Origin of the sequence: Streptomyces sp. NPDC047017 (genome assembly GCF_040644175.1) — a bacterium.
Taxonomy (GTDB): Bacteria; Actinomycetota; Actinomycetes; order Streptomycetales; family Streptomycetaceae; genus Streptomyces.
On record NZ_JBEYVW010000015.1, the window covers coordinates 90,024 to 112,292 of the forward strand.

General features: G+C 74.1%; 17 protein-coding genes. 15 read left to right on the plus strand and 2 right to left on the minus strand.

Translation table 11 applies throughout. From position 1 onward, the window contains the following. Window positions 1-136: 136 nt before the first annotated feature. Window positions 137-1,108 (minus strand): zinc-binding dehydrogenase, encoded by a 972-nt coding sequence (locus ABZ858_RS24550; RefSeq protein WP_361382413.1) that lies wholly within the window; start codon window positions 1,106-1,108, stop codon window positions 137-139. A gap of 116 nt (window positions 1,109-1,224) precedes the next feature. Here ABZ858_RS24550 and ABZ858_RS24555 point away from each other — a divergent pair, with 116 nt between their 5' ends. Further along, window positions 1,225-1,896 (plus strand): response regulator transcription factor, encoded by a 672-nt coding sequence (locus ABZ858_RS24555; protein WP_361382415.1) that lies wholly within the window; start codon window positions 1,225-1,227, stop codon window positions 1,894-1,896. A gap of 152 nt (window positions 1,897-2,048) precedes the next feature. After that, on the plus strand, window positions 2,049-3,230 hold the full coding sequence (locus ABZ858_RS24560) for a cytochrome P450 (protein ID WP_361382418.1): 1,182 nt from the start codon (window positions 2,049-2,051) through the stop codon (window positions 3,228-3,230). An 83-nt stretch (window positions 3,231-3,313) separates the two neighbouring features. On the opposite strand, the gene ABZ858_RS24565 is transcribed toward ABZ858_RS24560, so the two are convergent. Beyond that, complete coding sequence (locus ABZ858_RS24565; RefSeq protein WP_361382422.1) at window positions 3,314-4,336, minus strand: Gfo/Idh/MocA family oxidoreductase; 1,023 nt, start codon at window positions 4,334-4,336, stop codon at window positions 3,314-3,316. Window positions 4,337-4,453: 117 nt separating this feature from the next. Between ABZ858_RS24565 and ABZ858_RS24570 the strand changes: the two genes are divergently transcribed. The 13 genes from ABZ858_RS24570 (at window position 4,454) to ggt (ending at window position 22,241) form a co-directional block, all read left to right on the plus strand. Further along, complete coding sequence (locus tag ABZ858_RS24570; protein ID WP_361382811.1) at window positions 4,454-5,203, plus strand: GntR family transcriptional regulator; 750 nt, start codon at window positions 4,454-4,456, stop codon at window positions 5,201-5,203. 371 nt (window positions 5,204-5,574) lie between these two features. Continuing rightward, window positions 5,575-6,579, plus strand: coding sequence for a sugar ABC transporter substrate-binding protein (locus ABZ858_RS24575; protein WP_361382425.1), 1,005 nt, complete (start codon window positions 5,575-5,577; stop codon window positions 6,577-6,579). Further along, on the plus strand, window positions 6,576-7,625 hold the full coding sequence (locus ABZ858_RS24580) for an ABC transporter permease (protein ID WP_361382428.1): 1,050 nt from the start codon (window positions 6,576-6,578) through the stop codon (window positions 7,623-7,625). The genes ABZ858_RS24575 and ABZ858_RS24580 overlap by 4 nt, the downstream gene beginning before the upstream one ends. Beyond that, a complete protein-coding gene (locus ABZ858_RS24585; protein ID WP_361382431.1) occupies window positions 7,622-8,419 on the plus strand; it encodes an ATP-binding cassette domain-containing protein in 798 nt (265 codons plus the stop codon). The genes ABZ858_RS24580 and ABZ858_RS24585 overlap by 4 nt, the downstream gene beginning before the upstream one ends. Before the next feature lie 118 nt (window positions 8,420-8,537). Continuing rightward, window positions 8,538-9,686, plus strand: a complete 1,149-nt coding sequence (locus ABZ858_RS24590) for an ROK family glucokinase (RefSeq protein WP_361382434.1) — start codon at window positions 8,538-8,540, stop codon at window positions 9,684-9,686. Then, the gene (locus tag ABZ858_RS24595) at window positions 9,683-10,270 is read left to right on the plus strand and encodes a sugar kinase (RefSeq protein ID WP_361382437.1); all 588 of its coding nucleotides are present in this window, start codon (window positions 9,683-9,685) and stop codon (window positions 10,268-10,270) included. Before ABZ858_RS24590 ends, ABZ858_RS24595 begins: the two co-directional genes overlap by 4 nt. A gap of 162 nt (window positions 10,271-10,432) precedes the next feature. Further along, a complete protein-coding gene (locus ABZ858_RS24600) occupies window positions 10,433-13,603 on the plus strand; it encodes a DEAD/DEAH box helicase (protein WP_361382440.1) in 3,171 nt (1,056 codons plus the stop codon). 350 nt (window positions 13,604-13,953) lie between these two features. Then, the gene (locus tag ABZ858_RS24605; RefSeq protein WP_361382814.1) at window positions 13,954-16,350 is read left to right on the plus strand and encodes an SWIM zinc finger family protein; all 2,397 of its coding nucleotides are present in this window, start codon (window positions 13,954-13,956) and stop codon (window positions 16,348-16,350) included. 168 nt (window positions 16,351-16,518) lie between these two features. Beyond that, window positions 16,519-17,823: an alpha/beta fold hydrolase gene (locus tag ABZ858_RS24610; protein WP_361382443.1), complete on the plus strand. Its 1,305-nt coding sequence runs from the start codon at window positions 16,519-16,521 to the stop codon at window positions 17,821-17,823. Window positions 17,824-17,859: 36 nt separating this feature from the next. Further along, window positions 17,860-18,495, plus strand: coding sequence for an MBL fold metallo-hydrolase (locus tag ABZ858_RS24615; RefSeq protein ID WP_361382446.1), 636 nt, complete (start codon window positions 17,860-17,862; stop codon window positions 18,493-18,495). A 47-nt stretch (window positions 18,496-18,542) separates the two neighbouring features. Further along, complete coding sequence (locus ABZ858_RS24620) at window positions 18,543-19,322, plus strand: exodeoxyribonuclease III (RefSeq protein WP_361382449.1); 780 nt, start codon at window positions 18,543-18,545, stop codon at window positions 19,320-19,322. Window positions 19,323-19,434: 112 nt separating this feature from the next. Continuing rightward, window positions 19,435-19,881, plus strand: coding sequence for a DUF6278 family protein (locus tag ABZ858_RS24625; protein ID WP_361382452.1), 447 nt, complete (start codon window positions 19,435-19,437; stop codon window positions 19,879-19,881). A gap of 548 nt (window positions 19,882-20,429) precedes the next feature. Beyond that, window positions 20,430-22,241 carry a gamma-glutamyltransferase gene (gene ggt / locus ABZ858_RS24630; RefSeq protein WP_361382455.1) on the plus strand — a complete coding sequence of 604 codons (1,812 nt, stop codon included), beginning with the start codon at window positions 20,430-20,432 and terminating at the stop codon, window positions 22,239-22,241. Window positions 22,242-22,269: the final 28 nt, after the last annotated feature.

Below are 22,269 nucleotides of genomic sequence, written 5' to 3' on the forward strand. Positions count from 1 at the left end.
GCCCGGGAGACACGGGAGACACGGGAGGCCCGGGACGCCCGGCTGCCCGGGACGCCTGGCTGCCCAGGGTGCCTGGCGACCCAGACCCGTCCGACTGCTGGGCCACCGGCTGCCGTACTGCCATGCTGCCGGACCCTCAAGGCCGCAACACGACCCGCCGCCCACGCAGCTCCCCCCGCTCCATCCGCCGGTGCACGTCCGCCGTCGCGCTGAGGGGCTGGTACTCGATCGCGCGCGGGCGCAGGCCGCCCGCCGCCAGCCGTTCGTTGACCGCTGCCGCCGCCTCGGCCAGTTCCCCGGCCGTGGCGTGCGAGATGACGAAACCGCGCACGGAACCGTCCTTCATGTACAGCGGCCCGGTCGGCAGGGCCGTGACCGGCTCGTCCCGGGCCCCGGCCAGCAGGACGATCCGGCCGCGGAGGGCGAGCAGGGCGACGGCGGTGCGCAGCTCGTTGTGCCCGGAGGTGTCCACGTGCACGTCGACCCCGTCCGGGGCGAGCGCCGCCAGCCGCACGGCGAGATCCTCCGCTCGGTAGTCCACGACATCCGCCGCGCCCAGGGAGCGTACGCGGGCGTGGTCACGGGGCGCGGCCGTCGCGAGCACGCGAGCCCCCGCGGCCGCCGCCAGCTCCACCAGCGCGCCGCCCACGTTGCCGCCCGCGCCACCCACCAGGACCGTCTCCCCGGCGCGCAGCCCGCCGTGGGTGAACAGGGCCAGGAAGGCGGTGGCGGCGGGGTGGAACACGGCCACCGCCTCCTCGGGGCGCACGCCCGGCGGCAGCCGGTAGAGGCGGTCGGCCGGCACCGCCGCCTGCTCGGCCGCGGCCCCCTGCCGTCCGTCGTGGCCGAGGCTGTCGCACCACACCCTCTCGCCCGCGGCGAACCCCGCCCCGTCCGCCGCCACCGTGCCCACCAGATCGCGCCCCACCACGAACGGGAACGGCAGCGGCGTACGGAACAGCCCGGAGCGCACGAACGTGTCCACCGGGTCGACCGTGGTCGCCAGCACGTCCACCAGCACCTCCCCGGGCCCCGGCACCGGAGCGGGCAGCTCGCCCCAGTGGATCAGCTCGCACGGGCCCAGCTCTTCGACGTACGCGGCACGCATGCACGCCTGTCTTCCCACGCAGGCGGCGCGTACGCGCCCTCGGGGACCTCGGCGGGTCCCGTCGCCGGCGGGGAGCCGGTATGGCCGGGGCGGCGGCCGTTTGGTTGGCTGGGCCCATGACCGTGATCCGAGTGCTCCTCGTCGACGACGACCCCCTGGTGAGGGCCGGGCTGTCCTTCATGCTGGGCGGTGCCGCCGACATCGAGATCGTCGGTGAGGCGGCCGACGGCGGCGAGGTCGGGGAGCTGACCGACCGGACCCGTCCGGACGTCGTCCTCATGGACGTACGGATGCCGGGCGTGGACGGCCTCACGGCGACGGAACGGCTGCTCGCCCGCCCCGACGCGCCGCAGGTCATGGTCCTGACCACCTTCCACGCCGACGAGCAGGTGCTGCGCGCGCTGCGGGCCGGCGCCGCCGGGTTCCTCCTCAAGGACACCCCGCCGGACCGGATCGTCGAGGCGGTGCGCCGGGTGGCGGCCGGCGACCCCGTGCTCTCGCCCACCGTCACCCGCCAGCTGATGCGGCACGCGGCCGGTACCGCCGCCGACGACCGGCGCTCCCGCGCGCGTGAGCGCCTGGCCGCCCTCAACGACCGCGAGCGCGAGGTGGCCGTCCGCGTCGGCCGGGGGCTGGCCAACGCGCAGATCGCCGCCGAGCTGTACATGAGCGTGGCCACCGTCAAGACCCACGTCTCCCGCGTCCTGGCCAAGCTCTCCCTCACCAACCGCGTGCAGATCGCCCTGCTCGCCCACGACGCCGGACTCCTCGACGAGGACGCGTCGTAGAGCGGTAGAGCGGTAGAGCGGTAGAGCCGTGGAGCGGTGGAGCGGTAGAGCGGTAGAGAAGGTGAAGAAGATCGTGTCGGCGGGCACTTCGGGCCGGGGTCGCGCGTTGTCCGGTCAGGGAGCCGACGGGGCCCCGGACGACGGGAGTGGTGATGGCGGACGTGATCGACCTCGCGGAGTACGGCGCCGCGTTCCGCGCCGACCCGCACCCCGTCTACGCCGAACTGCGCGCCCTCGGCCCGGTCCACCGGGTGCGGCTGCCGCCGCCCGAGGCGTACGAGACCTGGCTGGTCGTCGGGTACGAGGAGGCCCGCGCGGCCCTCGCCGACCCCCGGCTCGCCAAGGACGTCACCACCGCGATGGACGCGATCCCGGTGGAGGACGCGATCGGCAAGCACCTGCTGATCACCGACCCGCCGCAGCACACCCGGCTGCGCTCGCTGGTCACCCGCGCCTTCACCGCCCGCCGCGTCGAGGCGCTGCGGCCCCGGGTCCAGGCGATCACCGACGAGCTGCTGGACGCGATGCTGCCGCACGGCCGGGCCGATCTGGTGGAGGAGTTCGCCTTCCCGCTGCCCCTCACGGTCATCTGCGAGCTGCTCGGGGTGCCCGAGATCGACCGGGGCGCGTTCCGGGAGATGTCCAACGAGGTCGTCGCGCCCACCAGCGAGGAGGCGGCCATCGAGGCCGTGGACCGGCTCGGCGCGTATCTCACCGGCCTGATCGAGGACAAGCGGTCCGCCGGTCCGGCCGACGACCTGCTCGGCGCCCTGATCCGCACCACCGCCGAGGACGGCGACCGCCTCTCGCCGGGCGAGCTGCGCGGCATGGCCTTCCTGCTGCTGATCGCGGGCCACGAGACCACGGTCAACCTCATCGCCAACACGGTGCGCGCCCTGCTCGCCCACCCCGCCCAGCTCGCCGCGGTGCTGGCCGACCCCGGCCTCCTCGACGGCGCCGTCGAGGAGACGCTGCGCTACGAGGGCCCGGTGGAGAGCGCCACCTTCCGGTACGCGGCCGAGCCCCTGGAGATCGCGGGCACCGCCATCGCCCCGGGCGAGCCGGTGCTGGTCGGGATCGCCGCCGCCGGCCGGGACGGCGGCCGCTATCCGTCCCCGGACCGCTTCGACGTCCGCCGCGACACCCGCGGCCACCTCGCCTTCGGCCACGGCATCCACTTCTGTCTCGGCGCGCCCCTGGCCCGCCTGGAGGCCCGCGTCGCCCTGCGCTCCCTCCTGCACCGGGCCCCCGCCCTCGCCCTCGACGGCCCGTCCGGGGAGTGGCTGCCGGGCATGCTGATCCGGGGCACCCGCACCCTCCCGGTGCGCTGGTAGCACGCTCGGAGCCTTCGGGTGCCCCTGGCAGCCATCAGCCGCTGGACCCTGGGCCGGTCAGCAGCCGCTGACCCCCGGGCCGGTCACCCGAGCGCGGAGCGCGTGCCGTCCGGGATCTCCGGCAGGGCCACCGGGCGGTGCTCGCGGCGGGACAGCTCGCAGGCCTCGGCGACCCGCAGCGCCTGCAACCCCTCGTACCCGTCGCACGGATTGGGCCGCTCCCCGCGGACGACCTCGACGAAGGCGGTCAGCTCGGCCTCGTACGCCGGGCCGAAGCGGTCGAGGAACCCGGTCCAGGGCTGGTCCGCGGCCGGCGGACCGGTCGGCTCGGTGGACGCGATCGGCGTACGGTCGTCCAGGCCCACCACGATCTGGTCCCGCTCCCCGGCCAGCTCCATGCGGACGTCGTAACCGGCGCCGTTGAGCCGGGTCCCCGTCGCCGTGACCAGGGTGCCGTCGTCGAGCGTGAGCACGGCCGCGCCGGTGCCGACGTCGCCCGCGTCGCGGAACACCCCGGGCCCGCCGTCGGACCCGGACGCGTACACGTCGACGATCTCGCGCCCGGTCACCCACCGCACCATGTCGAAGTCGTGGATCAGCGTGTCCCGGAACAGCCCGCCGGACAGCGCCAGCCAGTCCGCCGGCGGCGGGGCCGGGTCCGAGGTGAGCGCGCGCACGGTGTGCAGCCGGCCCAGCCGCCCGGAGCGGACCGCATCCCGCGCCCCCGCGTACCCCCTGTCGAAACGGCGCTGGAAGCCCATCTGCAGCACGGTCCCGGCCGCCGCCACCTCGGCGAGCGCGTGCAGGGTGCCCGGCAGGTCCAGCGCGACCGGCTTCTCGCAGAACACCGGGAGCCCGGAGCGCGCCGCCCGGCCGATCAGCTCGGCGTGTGCCGCGGTCGCCGTCGCGATCACCACCGCGTCCACGCCCCAGGTGAAGATCTCGTCCACCCCGGGCGCCGCCGTCTCGCCCAGCCGGTGGGCCAGCCCCTGCGCCCGCGCCGGATCGACGTCCGTGAGGATCAGCGAGCCGACCTCGCGATGACGGCTGAGCGTGTTCGCGTGAACGGTGCCGATCCGGCCCGTACCGATGACCCCGATGCGCATGGGAACAAGGTGAGGGCGCACCCCCGGCACTGTCAATGCATATGTCCGGACAACGTGACGATACGACTTCCCGTCAACCGGCCCCAGGGCTACGCTCGGGCCGTGCCCAAACCAGTTCTGGACCCCACCGCGTCCCTCGCGCTCCGGGTGGACCGGAGTTCCCCGGTGCCGCTGTACTACCAGCTGGCGCAGCAGCTCGAAGCGGGGATCGAGCAGGGCGCGCTCCCGCCCGGCAGCCTGCTGGGCAACGAGATCGAACTCGCCGCACGCCTCGGCCTGTCCCGGCCCACCGTCCGCCAGGCCATCCAGACGCTCGTCGACAAGGGCCTGCTGGTGCGCCGCCGCGGGGTCGGCACCCAGGTCGTGCACAGCAGGGTCAAGCGCCCGCTGGAGCTGAGCAGCCTCTACGACGACCTGGCGGCGGCCGGACAGCGGCCGACGACGAAAGTACTGGTCAACACGGTCGTCACAGCGTCCGCCGAGATCGCCGGGGCGCTGGGCGTGGCCGAGGGCAGCGAGGTGCACCGCGTCGAACGGCTGCGGCTCGCCGCCGACGAGCCGCTGGCGTACCTGATCAACCACCTGCCCCCCGGCCTGCTCGACCTGGACACCGCGCGCCTTGAGGCCACCGGCCTGTACCGGCTGCTGCGCGCCGCCGGGATCACCCTGCACAGCGCCCGCCAGACCATCGGCGCCCGGGCCGCCGCCGCGGCCGAGGCCGAGCGGCTGGGGGAGCAGGAGGGCGCCCCGCTGCTCACCATGGAACGCACCACCTTCGACGACACCGGCCGTACGGTCGAGTTCGGCGCCCACGCCTACCGGCCGTCCTGCTACTCCTTCGAGTTCCAGCTGCTCGTACGGTCCTGAGATCGCTCACGCGGTCGTTAGATCGCTCGTACGGCCCGGCGGCCCGGCGGTCGCTCGTACCGTCGCTCGTAGGTCCCGGGACTGCCTCCCCGCGCTTCCGGGACTGCCTCCCCGCGCTTCCGGCACTGTCTCCCCGCGCTCCCGGGACTGCCTCCCGGCCGCGGGCGGGCGTATCATCACGCCTTCCGGTGCCCCGTACCCGCCGCGCCTCGACCGGGCGATCCCGCACCATGTCCGGACAAAACGGCGGCCGACCGCTCCCCGGCGGTGCACCCATCCGCACCGGTGTCCGATAATGCGATGTTCGGGGCTGATGCGATGGTCGTCGGCCCCGTACGTACGTTCGAACACGGCGAGAAGGGCTCAGCCTCGTGGCACGGTTTCCAACCTGGGTAGGCATCGCGCTGGCAGGGGCACTGTCGCTGTCCCTCGCGGGATGCAGCAGCACCGGCGGCAAACGGGCGGAGGACGCCCGCAAGGCCGCGGCGGCCCAGGGCCGGGCGGCGGTGAACACCCCCCGCTGGACCTTCGCCATGATCACCCACTCGGGTGACGGCGACACCTTCTGGGACATCGTGCAGAGCGGCGCCAAGCAGGCCGCCGTCAAGGACAACATCAACTTCCTGTACTCGCACGACGACGAGGCCCAGCAGCAGGCGCAGCTCGTGGACGCGGCGGTCGACAAGAAGGTCGACGGCATCATCGTCACGCTCGCCAAGCCCGACGCGATGAAGGCCGCCGTCGCCCGCGCCGAGAAGGCCGGCATCCCGGTGATCACGGTGAACTCCGGCTCCGCCGAGTCCAAGGCGTTCGGCGCGCTCACCCACGTAGGCCAGGACGAGACGGTAGCCGGTGAGGCGGTGGGCGAGGAGCTGAGCAAGCGCGGCCGCAAGAAGGCCCTGTGCGTCCTGCACGAGCAGGGCAACGTCGGCCACGAGCAGCGCTGCGCCGGCGTGGCCAAGACCTTCACCGGCAAGGTGGAGAACCTCTACGTCAACGGCACCAACATGCCCGACGTCCAGTCCGCGATCGGCGCCAAGCTCCAGGCCGACAAGGACGTCGACGCGGTCGTCACGCTCGGCGCGCCCTACGCGGACACCGCCGTGAAGGCCAAGGCCGACGCGGGCAGCAAGGCCGAGATCGACACCTTCGACCTCAACGCCAAGGTCGCCGGCGAGCTGAAGGACGGCACCCTCGGCTTCGCCGTCGACCAGCAGCCCTACCTCCAGGGCTACCAGGCCGTCGACCTGCTGTGGCTGTACAAGTACAACGGCGACGTCCTCGGCGGCGGCCGGCCGGTGCTCACCGGCCCGCAGATCGTCACCAAGGACCAGGCCGCCGCGCTGCAGGAGTACGCGGAGCGGGGCACCCGATGAGCACCACCACGAGCAAGGCCGCGCCCGGCGCCGACGAACGGCTGCTGGGGACCTCCCCGCTGCGCAAGCTGCTCGCCCGGCCCGAGCTGGGCTCGGTCGTCGGCGCGATCGCCGTCTTCGTCTTCTTCGCCGCCGTCGCCGACGGCTTCCTGCGCGCCGCCAGCCTCAGCACCGTCCTGTACGCGTCCTCGACGATCGGCATCATGGCCGTCCCGGTCGCGCTGCTGATGATCGGCGGCGAGTTCGACCTGTCCGCGGGCGTGATGGTCACCTCCTCCGCGCTGATCTCGTCGATGTTCAGCTACCAGCTGACCGCCGACGTGTGGGTCGGCGTCGGCGTCTCGCTGCTGGTCACCCTCGCGATCGGCGCGTTCAACGGCTTCATGCTCACCCGCACCAAGCTGCCCAGCTTCATCATCACGCTGGGCACCTTCCTGATGCTGACCGGCATGAACCTCGGCTTCACCAAGCTGATCGACGGCACGGTCTCCACCAAGACCATCGCCGACATGGAGGGCTTCCCCGCCGCCCACGCCGTCTTCGCCTCCACCTTCACCGTCGGCGGTGTCGACTTCAAGATCACCATCCTGTGGTGGCTCGCCCTGGTCGCCGTCGCCTCCTGGATCCTGCTGCGCACCCGCACCGGCAACTGGATCTTCGCGGTCGGCGGCAACCAGGACGCCGCCCGCGCGGTGGGCGTCCCGGTCACCAGGACCAAGATCGGCCTCTACATGGGCGTGGCCTTCGGCGCCTGGATCTCCGGCCAGCACCTGCTGTTCTCCTTCGACGCGGTGCAGTCCGGCGAGGGCGTCGGCAACGAGCTGATCTACATCATCGCCGCCGTCATCGGCGGCTGCCTGATCACCGGCGGCTACGGCAGCGCCATCGGCTCGGCGGTCGGCGCGTTCCTGTTCGGCATGACCAGCAAGGGCATCGTCTTCGCCGAGTGGAACCCCGACTGGTTCAAGTTCTTCCTCGGAGCGATGCTGCTCCTGGCGACCCTGCTCAACGCCTGGGTCCGCAAGCGGGCGGAGGCCACCGCATGACGCAGTCCGAACCGCGTACGCCCCTCGTGGAACTCGCGGACGTCAGCAAGCACTACGGCACCGTCCGCGCCCTCGAAGGCGTCTCCCTGGAAGTGCACGCCGGGGAGATCACCTGCGTCCTCGGCGACAACGGCGCCGGCAAGTCCACACTGATCAAGATGATCGCCGGACTGCACCGGCACGACGGCGGCGTGCTGCGCATCGAGGGGGAGGAGACCACCCTGTCCTCCCCGCGCGAGGCCCTGGACCGGGGCATCGCGACCGTCTACCAGGACCTGGCCGTGGTCGGCCTGATGCCGGTGTGGCGCAACTTCTTCCTCGGCTCCGAGCCCCGCAAGGGCGCCGGCCCCTTCAAGCGCATGGACGTCGACCTCATGCGGCGCACCACGCACGAGGAACTGCTGCGCATGGGCATCGACCTCCGGGACGTCGACCAGCCCATCGGCACCCTTTCGGGCGGCGAACGCCAGTGCGTGGCCATCGCCCGCGCGGTCCACTTCGGCGCGAAGGTCCTCGTCCTGGACGAGCCCACGGCCGCGCTCGGCGTGAAGCAGTCGGGCGTGGTGCTGAAGTATGTCGCCGCGGCACGCGACCAGGGTCTCGGTGTTGTGCTCATCACCCACAATCCGCATCACGCGTACCTCGTGGGGGACCGTTTCGTCCTGCTGAAGCGGGGCGCGATGGTGGGCCATCACACACGGGACGAGATCACCCTCGACGAACTGACCCGGCAGATGGCGGGCGGCAGCGAACTCGACGACCTCCGTCACGAACTCGAAAAACCCGCTCCCTGAGGGGCGTTGGGCCGGACCGGAAGGGCCGCCACGCGCGCGCGTGCGGCCCGTGCGACGCCCCGGCCCGCCCACGGGCCCGTACGACACCCTTACCGCCGGTGCGGCAGAATCGGGGCCGATGAGCACCTACCGCGACCTCACCGCCCCCATCGGCTCCCGCCGCGCCACGGTCCTGCGCACCGTGGGCACCCGGGAGCGCCGCTCCCACCTGACGGCGCCCCGGGTGCCCACGGTCGGCATCGACATCGGCGGCACCAAGGTGATGGCGGGCGTCGTCGACGCCGACGGCAACATCCTGGAGAGGCTGCGCACGGAGACCCCGGACAAGTCCAAGAGCCCCAAGGTCGTCGAGGACACCATCGCCGAACTGGTCCTGGACCTCTCCGACCGGCACGACGTGCACGCCGTCGGCATCGGCGCGGCGGGCTGGGTCGACGCCGACCGCAACCGCGTGCTCTTCGCCCCGCACCTGTCCTGGCGCAACGAACCGCTGCGCGACCGCCTCTCCGAGCGCCTGTCGGTGCCGGTCCTGGTCGACAACGACGCCAACGCCGCAGCCTGGGCCGAGTGGCGCTTCGGCGCGGGCCGCGGCGAGGACCACCTCGTCATGATCACCCTGGGCACCGGCATCGGCGGCGCGATCCTGGAGGACGGCCAGGTCAAGCGGGGCAAGTACGGCGTGGCCGGCGAGTTCGGCCATATGCAGGTCGTGCCCGGCGGGCACCGCTGCCCGTGCGGCAACCGCGGCTGCTGGGAGCAGTACAGCTCCGGCAACGCCCTGGTGCGCGAGGCGCGCGAGCTGGCCGCCGCCGACTCCCCGGTCGCCTACGGGATCATCGAGCACGTCAAGGGCCAGGTCTCCGACATCACCGGCCCGATGATCACCGAGCTGGCCCGCGAGGGCGACGCCATGTGCATCGAGCTGCTCCAGGACATCGGCCAGTGGCTCGGCGTCGGCATCGCCAACCTCGCCGCCGCCCTCGATCCGTCCTGCTTCGTCATCGGCGGCGGTGTCTCCGCGGCCGACGACCTGCTCATCGGCCCCGCGCGCGACGCGTTCAAACGCCACCTCACCGGGCGCGGCTACCGCCCCGAGGCCCGGATCGTCCGCGCCCAGCTCGGCCCGGAGGCCGGCATGGTCGGCGCCGCCGACCTGGCCCGGCTGGTCGCCCGCCGTTTCCGGCGCGCCAAGCGCCGCCGCGTGGAGCGCCACGACCGCTACGAGAAGTACGCCGAGGCCCGCCGCGTGTCCCGGGAGTCGCTGTGACGACGACGTCGCTGCCGCACCAGGCCGGTCCCGCGCAGGAACCGCCGCCCGGGCCGGTCGAGGACCGTCGCCACCGCAACCGCCGCCGGTCCCTGACTCTGCTGATCATCGTGCTGCTCATCGGCGTCCCGGCCGGCTATCTGGTCATCTCCGCCGCCCAGAGCCGGGACAGCGGCAAGGACAAACAGGACAAGTACGCGGCGACCGGCCTCACCCCCACCTACCCGGCCAGGGTGCAGCGCCGCCTGTACCAGGTGCCCATCCCGCACCCCGCCGACCGGGTCGCCTCCTACGAGACGAACAACTGGAAGACCAGCCGTCTCTACGTCCAGTTCCGTACCTCCCAGCCGGGCCTCGACACCTTCCTGGAGGCGATGGGCGCCAGCCGCGGCGACCTCAAGAAGGGCGACATCACCTTCAGCGACCGCGACCGCGAGATCACCGGCTGGACGTTCAAGGGACCCGGGCAGTGGTGGGGCCTCAGCCACAGCCAGAAGAACCCGGCCCCCAGCCAGGACGTCATCGTGAACCTCGCCAACCCGCAGCTGCCGGTGGTGTACGTCGTCTCGCAGACCGTTCCCTAGCCCGGACCGGCCCGAACCCGGCCAGTCCCTCGCGGTCCGCGCCCGGCCCGGAACCCGGCCGGAGCCGATTGTCAGACCCCGCCCGTAGAGTCGAAGACGACCGGGACGACCGGGGCGACGGCGACGACCGGGACGACAGGTGTGCGGGAGGTGACGAGACGTATGAGCCAGACGACGGCCATGGCGGAGACGGCCGGGACGGCCGCGAGAGGCAGGGCCGTGCCCGGGGCGGGCACGGCCGGGGCGGCGACGGGTGCCGCGCCGGACGCGGTGTCCGTGCGGCTCGCCGCCGTCTTCCTGCCCGCGCCGCTGCCGCGCGAGGGCCGGATCGCCTTCTGGGACCCGGACGGTGAGGTCTGGGCCGCCGACGGCGACGACCGGCTCGGAGCAGCCGATTCCCCCGGCGACCTGCTCGGGGCCGCCGAGTCTCCCGACAATGGGCTCGGACCCGTCGAATTCCCTGACGGCCGGATCGGGTACGCCGAGTCCTCCGACGATCGGATCGAGTACGCCGAGTCTCCCGACGACGGGCTCGGACCCGCCGAGTCGCCCAGCGGCCGACCCACCCCGGCCGAACTCCCGGGCGGCCACCCCGCCCCGGCCGAACTTCTCGACCGCCGACCCGTCCGCACCCGGCTCACCGTCGTCCGGCGGCACGGGCAGGGTGTCCGGCGCAGGACCGCCCCGGCCCTGACGCTGCCCGTCGACCAGGCGCTGCCCCACCTGGTGCGCGCCCGGCACGACCCGGCGGCCCACCCCGCCACGGCCTGCTGGGGCGGCGCCGCCCTGCACGCGCTGCGGCTCGCGGCCAGGGGCCGGCTGCTCCCCGGACTGACCGCCACCGGGCACGACGCCTGGCGCGCGGGCCCCCTGGACCCCGAGGACATCGCCCACCTGCGCGCCCTCGCCGCCGCCCTGCCCCACGAGGGCCACGCCGTCCCACTGCCCGGCCCCGGCCCGCTGCGGCTGCCCCGCCCGGACGCCCTGCTGCGCGCCTTCCTCGACGCGGTCGCCGACACCCTGCCCCGCACCCCGGCCGCGCCGCACACCGCGGGAAAACCCTTCGCGGCCCGCGGCGCGCAGCACCTGCCGGCCGCCCACGACTGGGCGGCCGAGGTCGCCGCGGGCATGGACGCCGGAGTGCGGATCTCGCTGCGCCTGGACCTGTCGGCGTACGACCTGTTCGACACCGGCACCCGCGCCGAGCCCGGCCCGCGCGGCGCCCCGGCCCGCGGCGCCGGTGCCGTCGTCGTCCAGGTGCACAGCCTCGCGGACCCCACCCTGGTCGCCGACGCGGCGGCCCTGTGGGCGGGCGAGGCCGACCAGGCGTTCGGCCCCCGCGCGCGCGTGGACGCCGCCCTGGCCGTACGCCGTGCCGCCCGCGTCTGGCCCCCGCTGGACCGGCTCGCCGAACAAGAAGTGCCCGACGTCCTCGCCCTGTCCGAACAGGAGGTCGGTGAGCTGCTCGGCATGGCCGCCACCCGGCTCGCGGCGGCCGGTGTCGCCGTGCACTGGCCCCGGGACCTGGCGCACGACCTCACCGCCACGGCCGTGGTGCGCCCCGCGCCCGGCTCCGCGACCGACGGCACCGGATTCTTCGAGAGCGAGGAACTGCTGCGCTTCCACTGGCAGCTGGCGCTCGGCGGCGACCCGCTCACCGACACCGAGATGGACGCCCTCGCCGAGGCCCACCGCCCGGTCGTCCGGCTGCGGGACAGCTGGGTGCTGGTCGACCCCGCCCTCGTGCGCAAGGCCCGCAAGCGCGACCTGGGCCTGCTCGACCCGGTCGACGCCCTCTCGGTGGCGCTCACCGGCACCGCGGAGGTCGACGGCGAGACGGTCGCGGCGGTGCCGACCGGCGCGCTGGCTGCCCTGCGCGACCGCATCACCGCCGGTGTACGGCCCGCCGAACCGCCCCCGGGCCTGAACGCCACGCTGCGCGACTACCAGCTGTGCGGCCTGGCCTGGCTCGACCTCATGACCTCCCTCGGCCTCGGCGGCTGCCTCGCCGACGACATGGGCCTCGGCAAGACGGTCACCCTCATCGCCCTGCACCTCAAGCGCGCCCACCACGCTCCCACCCTGGTGGTCTGCCCGGCCTCCCTGCTGGGCAACTGGCAGCGGGAGATCAACCGCTTCGCCCCCGGCGTCCCCGTCCGCCGCTTCCACGGGGCCGACCGCACCCTGTCCGGCCTCGACGGCGGCTTCGTGCTCACCACGTACGGCACCATGCGCTCGGCCGCCCCCCTGCTGGCCGAGCAGCCCTGGGGCATGGTCGTCGCGGACGAGGCACAGCACGTCAAGAACCCGTACTCGGCGACCGCGAAGGCGCTGCGCACCATCCCGTCCCCCGCGCGCGTGGCCCTCACCGGCACACCGGTGGAGAACAACCTCTCCGAACTGTGGGCCCTGCTCGACTGGACCACCCCCGGCCTCCTGGGCCCGCTCAAGTCCTTCCGCGCCCGGCACGCGCGCGCCGTGGAGAACGGCGAGGACGAGGAAGCGGTGACCCGCCTGGCCCGCCTGGTACGGCCCTTCCTGCTGCGCCGCCGCAAGTCCGACCCCGGCATCGTCCCCGAGCTGCCGCCCAAGACCGAGACCGACCACCCCGTCCCGCTCACCCGGGAACAGGCCGCGCTGTACGAGGCGGTGGTGCGCGAGTCGATGGCCGCCATCGAGAGCGCCGACGGCATCGCCCGGCGCGGCCTGGTCCTCAAGCTGCTCACCTCGCTCAAGCAGATCTGCGACCATCCCGCCCTGTACCTCAAGGAGGACCACCCGCGCGGCGGCGACCGCCTCACGGCCCGCTCCGGGAAACTCGCCCTCCTCGACGAACTGCTCGACACCCTCCTCACCGAGGACGGCTCCGCCCTGGTCTTCACCCAGTACGTCGGCATGGCCCGCCTCATCGCCTCCCACCTCGCCGCCCGCGCGGTCCCCGTCGACCTGCTCCACGGCGGTACGCCGGTCCCGGAGCGCGAACGCATGGTGGACCGCTTCCAGGAGGGCGCGACCCCGGTGCTCGTGCTGTCCCTGAAGGCGGCCGGCACCGGCCTCAACCTCACCCGCGCGGGCCACGTCGTGCACTTCGACCGCTGGTGGAACCCGGCCGTCGAGGAACAGGCCACCGACCGCGCCTACCGCATCGGCCAGACCCAGCCCGTCCAGGTCCACCGCCTCATCGCCGAGGGCACCGTCGAGGACCGCATCGCCGACATGCTCACCGCCAAGCGCGCCCTCGCCGACGCCATCCTCGGCACAGGCGAATCGTCCCTCACCGAACTGACCGACCGCGAACTGTCCGACCTCGTGTCCCTGCGCAGGGAGGCCTGATGGACACCCCGGAACGGACCGAGCGGCCCACACCGCCGGAGCTGCGGCCGACCTCGGACGAGGCGCGCGAGGCGCTGTCCGCGCGGGACGAGGCGGGCGAGAGGCCGTCCGCCCGGGACGAGGCAGGGGAGGGGAGTTCCGCCGGGGGCGTGACGGGGGAGGCGCCGGCTGTCCTTGACGAGGCGCCGGACGCGCCGTCCGGCGCTGGTCCCGTGAGCGGAGGGCACGGCACCGGCCGGGACCCGGCGCCCGCACGCCCGGCGGACGCGGCCCGCGAGGCGCTCCGCGCGGCCCGCGAGAACCGGCCGTCGACCGCCCCGGCGTCCTCCGCCCCGGCGACCTCCGCACCGGTGGCCCCCGCTCCGGCAGCTCCCGCCTCGGCGCCGAGCGCCCCGGCCCGGCGAACGCCTCGCCCGGCGGACGCGGCCCGCGCGGCCCTGTCCGGCGCGCGGGAGGGTACCGCTGGGCGCGGGGGCCGTCCCGGCCACGACGCCGGTTCCGACCACGGGGCCTCGCACGAGAGGGGGGTCTCTTCGGAGTGGGAGAAGATCGCGGGACACGAGGTCTCTCCAGCGCGGGAGCAGTCCGCAGGGCAGGAGGCCGCGCCGTCCGGCCGGGAGGAAACCGCTGGACGGAGCGGCGGCCCCGCTGAGCCGAGGGCCACCGCCGGGCACGACGACCTCGCCGGGCAGGGCGACACCGCTCGACGGGGAGACACCTCCGGAAGGGAAGCCCCCACCGATCAGGGGGGTACCCCGGCACACGAAGACACCACCGAGCTGGACGACTCCACCCCGCGACTGCCGACCCCTGCCGGGCAGGACTCCACCGGGCAGGACTCCACCGGGCAGGACTCCGCCGGAGAGGCCCCCACGGAGGTGGCCTCCGCCCGCGCGGTCCCCGCAGAGCCGGCTCGGAGCCCGGCGCGTCCCTCCGGCGCGCGCCCCGGTGACGTAGCGCGCGAAGCCCTGCGTGCCGCCCGCGCTCGTAGCGAGGCCGCGGCCAAGGCCGATGCCGAGACAGCCGCCGCGGCCAAGCGGGAGACACCGGGCGGAACACCGTCGCGCCCGGCGGAGGGCGCCCGCCCCCCGTCCCGTCCCGCGCCCCGCCTCGGCAGGCCCCGAAGGGACGTTCCGGTCCGCCGGGCCGGTGTCCGCCAGGTGGGGGAACTCCTCGCGGACGCGTTCCGTGCCCCGACGGCGTCGGCACCGTCTCCACGCGCGGCCGCGGCCACCCTGTCACCGACCGCCCCGGACACCGGCAGCACGCGAAGCCGTTCCATCGCCACGCCCCCCGCCGAACCCGACGCCGCGCCCACTGGCGCACCCCCCGTCCGCGGGACCGACCTCCCTGCCGACCCCCACCCCGCCGAGCAAGCGGAGGAAGCGGAGGAAACAGCGGAGGAAGCAGACGAGCGAGCCGACCCACCGGCAACTCCAGGCACCGCCACCCCCCTCCTCCCCGGCTCCATGGCCGCCCCCCGCCGGGACGGCGAACTGCGGCGCACCTTCCCGGCGTTGACGCCACCGCCACCGGCACCGGCAGAGGCAGCGGCCGCCACCGGACTCGCCGAGACCTGGTGGGGCAACGCGTGGATCACCGCGCTGGAGGAAGACGCGCTGGACGCGGCGCGTCTGGCCCGGGGACGTGGTTACGCGGAGCAGGGGCATGTGGACGCCATCACCGTGACGCCCGGCCTGGTCCTGGGGTACGTCCAGGGCAGCCGCCCGCGCCCGTACCGCGCCCAGGTCCGGCTGCGGACGCTGAGCGACACCGACTGGGACCGGTTCCTTGAGGCGGCCACGGACCGCCCCGGGCACATCGCCGCACTCCTCGACAAGGAACTGCCCCAGTCGCTCGCCGACTGCGGGGTACCGCTGCTGCCAGGACCGGGAGACCTCGAACCGCACTGCAACTGCCCCGACCGCGGCCACCCCTGCAAGCACGCGGCGGCCCTGTGCTACCAGACCGCGCGGCTGCTGGACGCGGACCCCTTCGTCCTGCTGCTGCTCCGCGGCCGGGGTGAACGGGAACTGCTCGACGCGCTGTCCCGGCTGAGCGCGGCCAGGGCGGCCCGCGCCGCCCAGGAGCGGGGCCCGGAGCCGCTGCCCGGCGTGCGCGCCACCGACGCCGTAGCGCACCGCCCCCTGCCCCTGCCCCCTCCGCTGCCGCCCCCGCCGCACCCCGAACAGCCCCCGGCGTACCCCGCGGCCCCGGGCAGCCCGGACCCCTTCGCCCTGGACCAGCTGGCCACCGACGCGGCCGCGCGCGCCCACGCCCTGCTCACCACCGGCCGCGACCCCGTCGGCGGACTGACGCTGTGGCAGGACGCGGTGCGCCTGGCCGCGGCCCGACCCGGTTCCGGACTGACCGCGGCCACCCGGTCCCTGTACGCCTCGCTCGCCTCCGCCGCCGGACGCACGCCGGCCGAGCTGGCGCGCGCGGTGGCCGCCTGGCGGCAGGGCGGCGAGGAGGGACTCGCCGCCCTGGAGGAACCCTGGGACCCGCCGGCCGGCCGGTTCGACCGGGCCCGCCCCCTGCTGCTCGCCGCCGGCCTGCCCGCCTTCAGACCCTGGCGCAACCGGCTCACCCACCCGAGCGGCCGGCTCCAGCTCCGCCTGGGCCGGGACGGCCTCTGGTACGCGTACGAATCCGAACCCGGCCACGACGACTGGTGGCCGCGCGGCACCGCCGACCTGGACCCGGTCGGCGCCCTGACCGCCCTGACCGACCCGGACACCCGGTAACCGTCCCGGGGACCGGCCACCCGACCCCACGCGACAACCACCCCGGGGCCCGACCGCCCGCCCCCGAGCGAAGAAAGCGTGAAGATCCCTCGACGATCCCCGGTAGCGCGGTGTGGAGAGTGGGGCCCCCGGGACGGGGATGTCCCGGACGGCGGTTAGCGTGGAGCGGTGAGTGAGACACCGACGAACACCCTCCAGTACCGCTTCGACGGCCCGGAAGACGCCCCGGTCCTCATCCTCGGCCCCTCACTCGGGACGACCTGGCACATGTGGGACCGGCAGGTGCCGGAGCTGACGAAGCAGTGGCGTGTCTTCCGGTTCGACCTGCCCGGACACGGCGGCGCGCCCGCACATCCGGCCGGATCGGTGACGGAGCTGACCGCGCGGCTGCTGGCCACGCTCGACGGGCTCGGGGTGCAGCGCTTCGGTTACGCGGGCTGCGCGCTGGGCGGCGCGGTCGGCGTCGAGCTGGCGCTGCGCCACCCCGAGCGCCTCGCCTCCCTCGCGCTGATCGCGGCCTCGCCGCGGTTCGGCACGGCGGACGAGTTCCGCCAGCGCGGGGTGATCGTCCGGACCAACGGGCTCGACCCGATCGCCCGGACCTCCCCGGACCGCTGGTTCACCGGCGGGTTCGCGGCCGCCCAGCCGGCGATCACCGACTGGGCGGTGCAGATGGTGCGCACCACCGACCCCGGCTGCTACATCGCCGCCTGCGAGGCGCTGGCCGCCTTCGACGTGCGCGCCGAACTCGGCCGGGCGGTCGTGCCCACCCTCGTCCTGGTCGGCTCGGAGGACCAGGTCACCGGCCCCGCCGAGGCCCGCACCCTGGTCGCCGGCATCCGGGACGCCCGCCTGGCCGTGGTGCCCGGCGCCTCGCATCTGGTCCCGGTGGAGCAGCCCGCCGCCGTCACCGACCTGCTGGTGCGGCACTTCTCCTCGGCCTGGCAGCCCGCCTTCGAGTCCGGCACCGGCCAGATCGCCATCGTCGCCGCCCCCGCCCGGCCGGTCCTGGCCGCGTCCCCGCAGCCGCCGCAGACCGCGCCGGTCGCCGAGATCGCGTCGGCGGCGGTGCCGTCCGCACCCGCGCCCGGACCGGACCCGTACGACACCGGACTCAAGATCCGCCGCGAGGTGCTCGGCGACGCGCACGTCGACCGGGAGCTGGAGCAGGCCGGCGACTTCTCCGGCGACTTCCAGGAGTTCCTCACCCGCTGCGCCTGGGGCGGCGTCTGGGACCGGCCCGGCCTGGACCGGCGCACCCGCAGCTGTGTCGCGCTGGCCGCGCTGGTCGCTGCCGGGGACGCGGACGAGCTGGCCGCGCACACGCGGGCGGCGCTGCGTACCGGGCTGACCCCGGACGAGATCAAGGAAGTGCTGCTCCAGACGGCGGTGTACTGCGGCATGCCGGCGGCGGCCCGGGCCTTCAAGGTGGCCCAGCGGGTCGTCCTGGAGGAGACGACCCCGGCCGGGTGACGCCACCGGCCCGCCGGCGCGCGGCAGGATGGAATCATGAAGCTCACCAAGAAGTCGCACGCCTGTGTCCGCCTGGAGAAGGACGGCCGCGCCCTCGTCATCGACCCCGGCGCCTTCAGCGAGGAGGACGCGGCGGTCGGCGCCGAAGCCGTCCTGGTGACGCACGAGCACATGGACCACTTCGCCGAGGACCGGCTGCGGGCCGCCCTGGAGGCGAACCCGGCCGCCGAGATCTGGACCCTCAAGTCGGTCGCGGAGCAGGTCTCGGCCGCCTTCCCGGGCCGGGTGCACACCGTCGGCCACGGCGACACCTTCACCGCCGCCGGCTTCGACGTGCAGGTCCACGGCGAGCTGCACGCCGTGATCCACCCGGACATCCCGCGCATCACCAACGTCGGCTACCTGATCGACGGCGGCACGGTCTTCCACCCCGGCGACGCGCTCACCGTGCCGGACCGGCCGGTCCAGACGCTGATGCTCCCGGTGATGGCCCCCTGGAACAAGATCGCGGAAGTGATCGAGTACGTCCGCGAGGTCGAGCCGCGGCGGGCGTACGACATCCACGACGCGCTCCTGACCGACCTGGCCCGCCCCATCTACGACCACCAGATCGGCGCCCTGGGCGGCGCCGAGCACCTGCGGCTCACGCCGGGGGAGTCGGCCGACGTGTGAGGTCCGGGCGGGCGGGGTTGTCAGTGCCGCCGGGTAGGTTGTGAGGCATGCGCATCGCCACCTGGAACGTGAACTCGATCACCGCCCGCCTCCCGAGGCTGCTGGCCTGGCTGGAGAGCACCGGCACCGACGTGCTGTGCCTCCAGGAGGCCAAGATCGCCGAGGACCAGTTCCCGTTCGACCAGCTGCGCGCGGCGGGCTACGAGGCGGCGGTGCACGCCACCGGCCGGTGGAACGGCGTGGCGGTGCTCTCCCGGGTGGGCCTGGAGGACGTGGTCAAGGGCCTGCCCGGCGACCCCGGTTACGACGGTGCGCAGGAGCCCCGCGCCCTCTCCGTGACCTGCGGCCCGGTCCGCGTCTGGTCGGTCTACGTGCCCAACGGCCGCGAGGTGGACCACCCGCACTACGCCTACAAGCTCCAGTGGTTCGAGGCCCTCAAGGCGGCCGTCGCGGGCGACGCGGCCGGCAGCCGCCCGTTCGCCGTCCTCGGTGACTACAACGTCGCGCCGACGGACGACGACGTGTACGACAGGGCGGCCTTCGAGGGCGCCACCCATGTCACCCCGGCCGAGCGCGCCGCCCTGGCGTCCCTGCGCGAGGCGGGCCTGTCGGACGTGGTCCCGCAGCCCCTGAAGTACGACCACGCGTACACGTACTGGGACTACCGCCAGCTCTGCTTCCCCAAGAACCGCGGCATGCGCATCGACCTGGTGTACGCCAACGAGCCCTTCGCCAAGGCCGTCACCGACGCCTACGTGGACCGGGAGGAGCGCAAGGGCAAGGGCGCCTCCGATCACGCGCCCGTGGTGGTCGACCTGGACGTCTAGCGCGGGGGCCGCCGGGACGAGGTCCGCCGGGGCGGGTCCCGGGCCCCTCCGGGCGCCACACCGGCGTTCCCGCCTGTGGTGCGCGCGGCGCCGCCGGTGCGACGCTGGGCGCATGAACATCCCGTTCGTGGGCAACTGGCGCAAGAAGCACGCACCCGCCCTCGGAGTCGCGGTCGTCTCCGCCGGTGACGGAACTCCCGACCCGGGCGACCTCGCCGACCTGCTTTCCAGTTGCGAACTGTTGCGCGTCCAGGCGTCCGAGGCCGGGATCCGGCTCGACGAGTCGCCCGGCTCGCTGGAGGAGCTGGACCAGCTGCTGCCGCGCTGGCGGGACGACGCGGAGAAGGTGTCCTGGCTCGGCAATGACGCCGGGCTGTACCTGGGCACCGTGATCGTGCGGACCCTGCCCGGCGCGGCTTGGGAGATCTGGCCCAACGGCCATCCCGTCGTGCGGCTCGCCTCCGGGCGGGAGTCCGATGTCGTACAGGCCGGGCACGCCTGGGCCGAGAGCGGCGTACCGGAGCTGTCCCAGCTGTATGCGGAGCTTTCGGAGGATTGAGGCGTAAATACGGCTTATGCCGGAAAAGCCCGTGTCGTGCGGCCGGTCCCGCGTACCCCGGATAGTTTGCGGCAACCACCGCAAAGCCGTGAGCGAGTGCATCCGGGCAGGGCCGCCGCAGGGCGTCCTTCCCGGCGGCGGGCTCATCGCGGCGAACCTCGACTACGATGTGCCGTTCACGACCGTCTCAGGGGGCAGCGGTCCACAGAGCCATACCCGGCCGGCGGCAGCCGGAGATCACTGCTCGCGCGGCGGTTCGGACAGACACGACAGGACGTCCGCAGGCGAGGAGGAGGTCAGCTGCGCGCCGGGCGGGTTGTGCTCGCCGCGGGGTCGTCCGGTGACGGCTCCGCCGCCGGCAGCGGCGCCAGGGCCGCACGGGTCACGTCCACCGGCCACCACGCCCGGGCCACCCCCAGGACGGTGTCGCGCGCGTCATCGTCCGGCCGCGCACAGTAGCGGCCCGGACGGTACTGTGTTCGAGACCGTCCTGACGGGATCATGGCAATCGATTAGGCTGCGCGGACGGTTCCTGACTGGAGGTGCGGATGCGTCGCCCTGTCACACGGAAACTGGCGGTCCTGGCGGTCTCGGCCGCCGTGGTGTCGGTGGGCGCCGCGGCCCCGCCCGCCGCGCGGCCCGACGCGAAGCCGAGACCCCCGGCGAAGACCCCGGTGGCCGCCGGCTACGGCGGCGCCGTCGCGAGCGTCGACGCGGACGCCTCCGCGGCCGGCATCGAGGTGCTGCGCAAGGGCGGCAACGCGGTCGACGCGGCCGTGGCCACCGCCGCCGCCCTCGGCGTCACCGAGCCCTACTCCTCCGGCGTCGGCGGAGGCGGCTACTTCGTCTACTACGACGCCAGGTCCCGCACGGTGCACACCATCGACGGCCGGGAGACGGCACCGCTGTCCGCCGGACCCGACCTGTTCCTGGAGAACGGCAAGCCGCTCTCCTTCAACGACGCGGTCAGCAGCGGCCTGAGCGTCGGCACCCCCGGCACGCCCGCCACCTGGCAGACGGCCCTGGACCAGTGGGGCAGCCGCAACCTCGCCTCGGTGCTGAAACCGGCCGAGCGGCTCGCCCGCGACGGCTTCACCGTGGACGACACCTTCCGCTCGCAGACCGCCGGCAACGAGACCCGCTTCCGTGCCTTCCCGGACACCGCGAAGCTGTTCCTGCCCGGCGGCAAGCTGCCCGTCGTCGGGTCCACCTTCAAGAACCCCGAACTGGCCCGCACCTACGAGGAGCTGGCCCGCGAGGGCACGGGCGCCGTCTACCGCGGCGACATAGGCGACGACATCGTCAAGACGGTCGAACACCCGCGCGTGGACCCCGCCTCCGGCTGGAACGCCCGCCCCGGCAAGCTGGCCGAGAAGGACCTCGCCGTCTACCGGGCCAAGCTCCAGGCGCCCACCAGGGCCTCCTACCGCGGCCTGAACGTCTACTCCATAGCGCCCTCCTCCTCCGGCGGCACCACGGTCGGTGAGGCGCTCAACATCCTGGAGAAGACGGACCTGTCGAAGGCGAGCGAGGTCCAGTACCTGCACCACTACATCGAGGCCAGCCGCATCGCGTTCGCGGACCGGGGACGCTGGGTCGGTGACCCGGCCTTCGAGAACGTGCCGACCAGGCAGCTCCTTTCGCAGAAGTACGCCGACTCCCGCGCCTGCCTGATCAAGGACGACGCGGTCCTCACCAGCCCGCTCGCGCCGGGCGACCCGCGCCACCCCGCGGCCTGCGGCACCGGCGGCACCGCCGCCCCGACCACGTACGAGGGCGAGAACACCACCCATCTGACGGTGGCCGACAAGTGGGGTGACGTCGTCTCCTACACGCTCACCATCGAGCAGACCGGCGGCAGCGCCATGACCGTGCCCGGCCGGGGCTTCCTGCTCAACAACGAGCTGACGGACTTCTCCTTCGCCCCGGCCAACCCGGCCGTGCACGACCCGAACCTGCCGGGACCGGGCAAGCGCCCGCGCTCGTCCATCTCACCGACGATCGTCCTCGACGGGCACAACCGGCCCGTGGTGGCGCTCGGTTCACCCGGCGGGGCCACCATCATCACCACCGTCCTGCAGACGCTCACCAACTTCCTCGACCGGCGCATGCCCCTGGTCGACGCGATCGCCGCCCCGCGCGCCAGCCAGCGCAACGCGGCCACCACCGAACTCGAACCGGCCCTCTACAACAGCCCGTTGAAGCAGCGGCTGGAGGCGATCGGCCACTCCTTCACGCTCAACCCGGAGATCGGCGCCGCCACCGGCGTACAGCGCCTGCCCGACGGCAGATGGCTGGCGGCGGCCGAGAAGGTCCGCAGGGGCGGCGGCTCGGCGATGGTCGTCCACCCGGCTTCGTAGCCGCCCTTCGGAACATGACGGTGGGCCC

Coding starts and splice junctions, on each gene's coding strand:
- ABZ858_RS24550 (WP_361382413.1), bottom strand. CDS start 1,108: ATGCGTGCCGCGTACGTCGAAGAGCTGGGCCCGTGCGAGCTGATCCAC.
- ABZ858_RS24555 (WP_361382415.1), top strand. CDS start 1,225: ATGACCGTGATCCGAGTGCTCCTCGTCGACGACGACCCCCTGGTGAGG.
- ABZ858_RS24560 (WP_361382418.1), top strand. CDS start 2,049: ATGGCGGACGTGATCGACCTCGCGGAGTACGGCGCCGCGTTCCGCGCC.
- ABZ858_RS24565 (WP_361382422.1), bottom strand. CDS start 4,336: ATGCGCATCGGGGTCATCGGTACGGGCCGGATCGGCACCGTTCACGCG.
- ABZ858_RS24580 (WP_361382428.1), top strand. CDS start 6,576: ATGAGCACCACCACGAGCAAGGCCGCGCCCGGCGCCGACGAACGGCTG.
- ABZ858_RS24585 (WP_361382431.1), top strand. CDS start 7,622: ATGACGCAGTCCGAACCGCGTACGCCCCTCGTGGAACTCGCGGACGTC.
- ABZ858_RS24590 (WP_361382434.1), top strand. CDS start 8,538: ATGAGCACCTACCGCGACCTCACCGCCCCCATCGGCTCCCGCCGCGCC.
- ABZ858_RS24600 (WP_361382440.1), top strand. CDS start 10,433: ATGAGCCAGACGACGGCCATGGCGGAGACGGCCGGGACGGCCGCGAGA.
- ABZ858_RS24615 (WP_361382446.1), top strand. CDS start 17,860: ATGAAGCTCACCAAGAAGTCGCACGCCTGTGTCCGCCTGGAGAAGGAC.
- ABZ858_RS24620 (WP_361382449.1), top strand. CDS start 18,543: ATGCGCATCGCCACCTGGAACGTGAACTCGATCACCGCCCGCCTCCCG.
- ABZ858_RS24625 (WP_361382452.1), top strand. CDS start 19,435: ATGAACATCCCGTTCGTGGGCAACTGGCGCAAGAAGCACGCACCCGCC.
- ggt (WP_361382455.1), top strand. CDS start 20,430: ATGCGTCGCCCTGTCACACGGAAACTGGCGGTCCTGGCGGTCTCGGCC.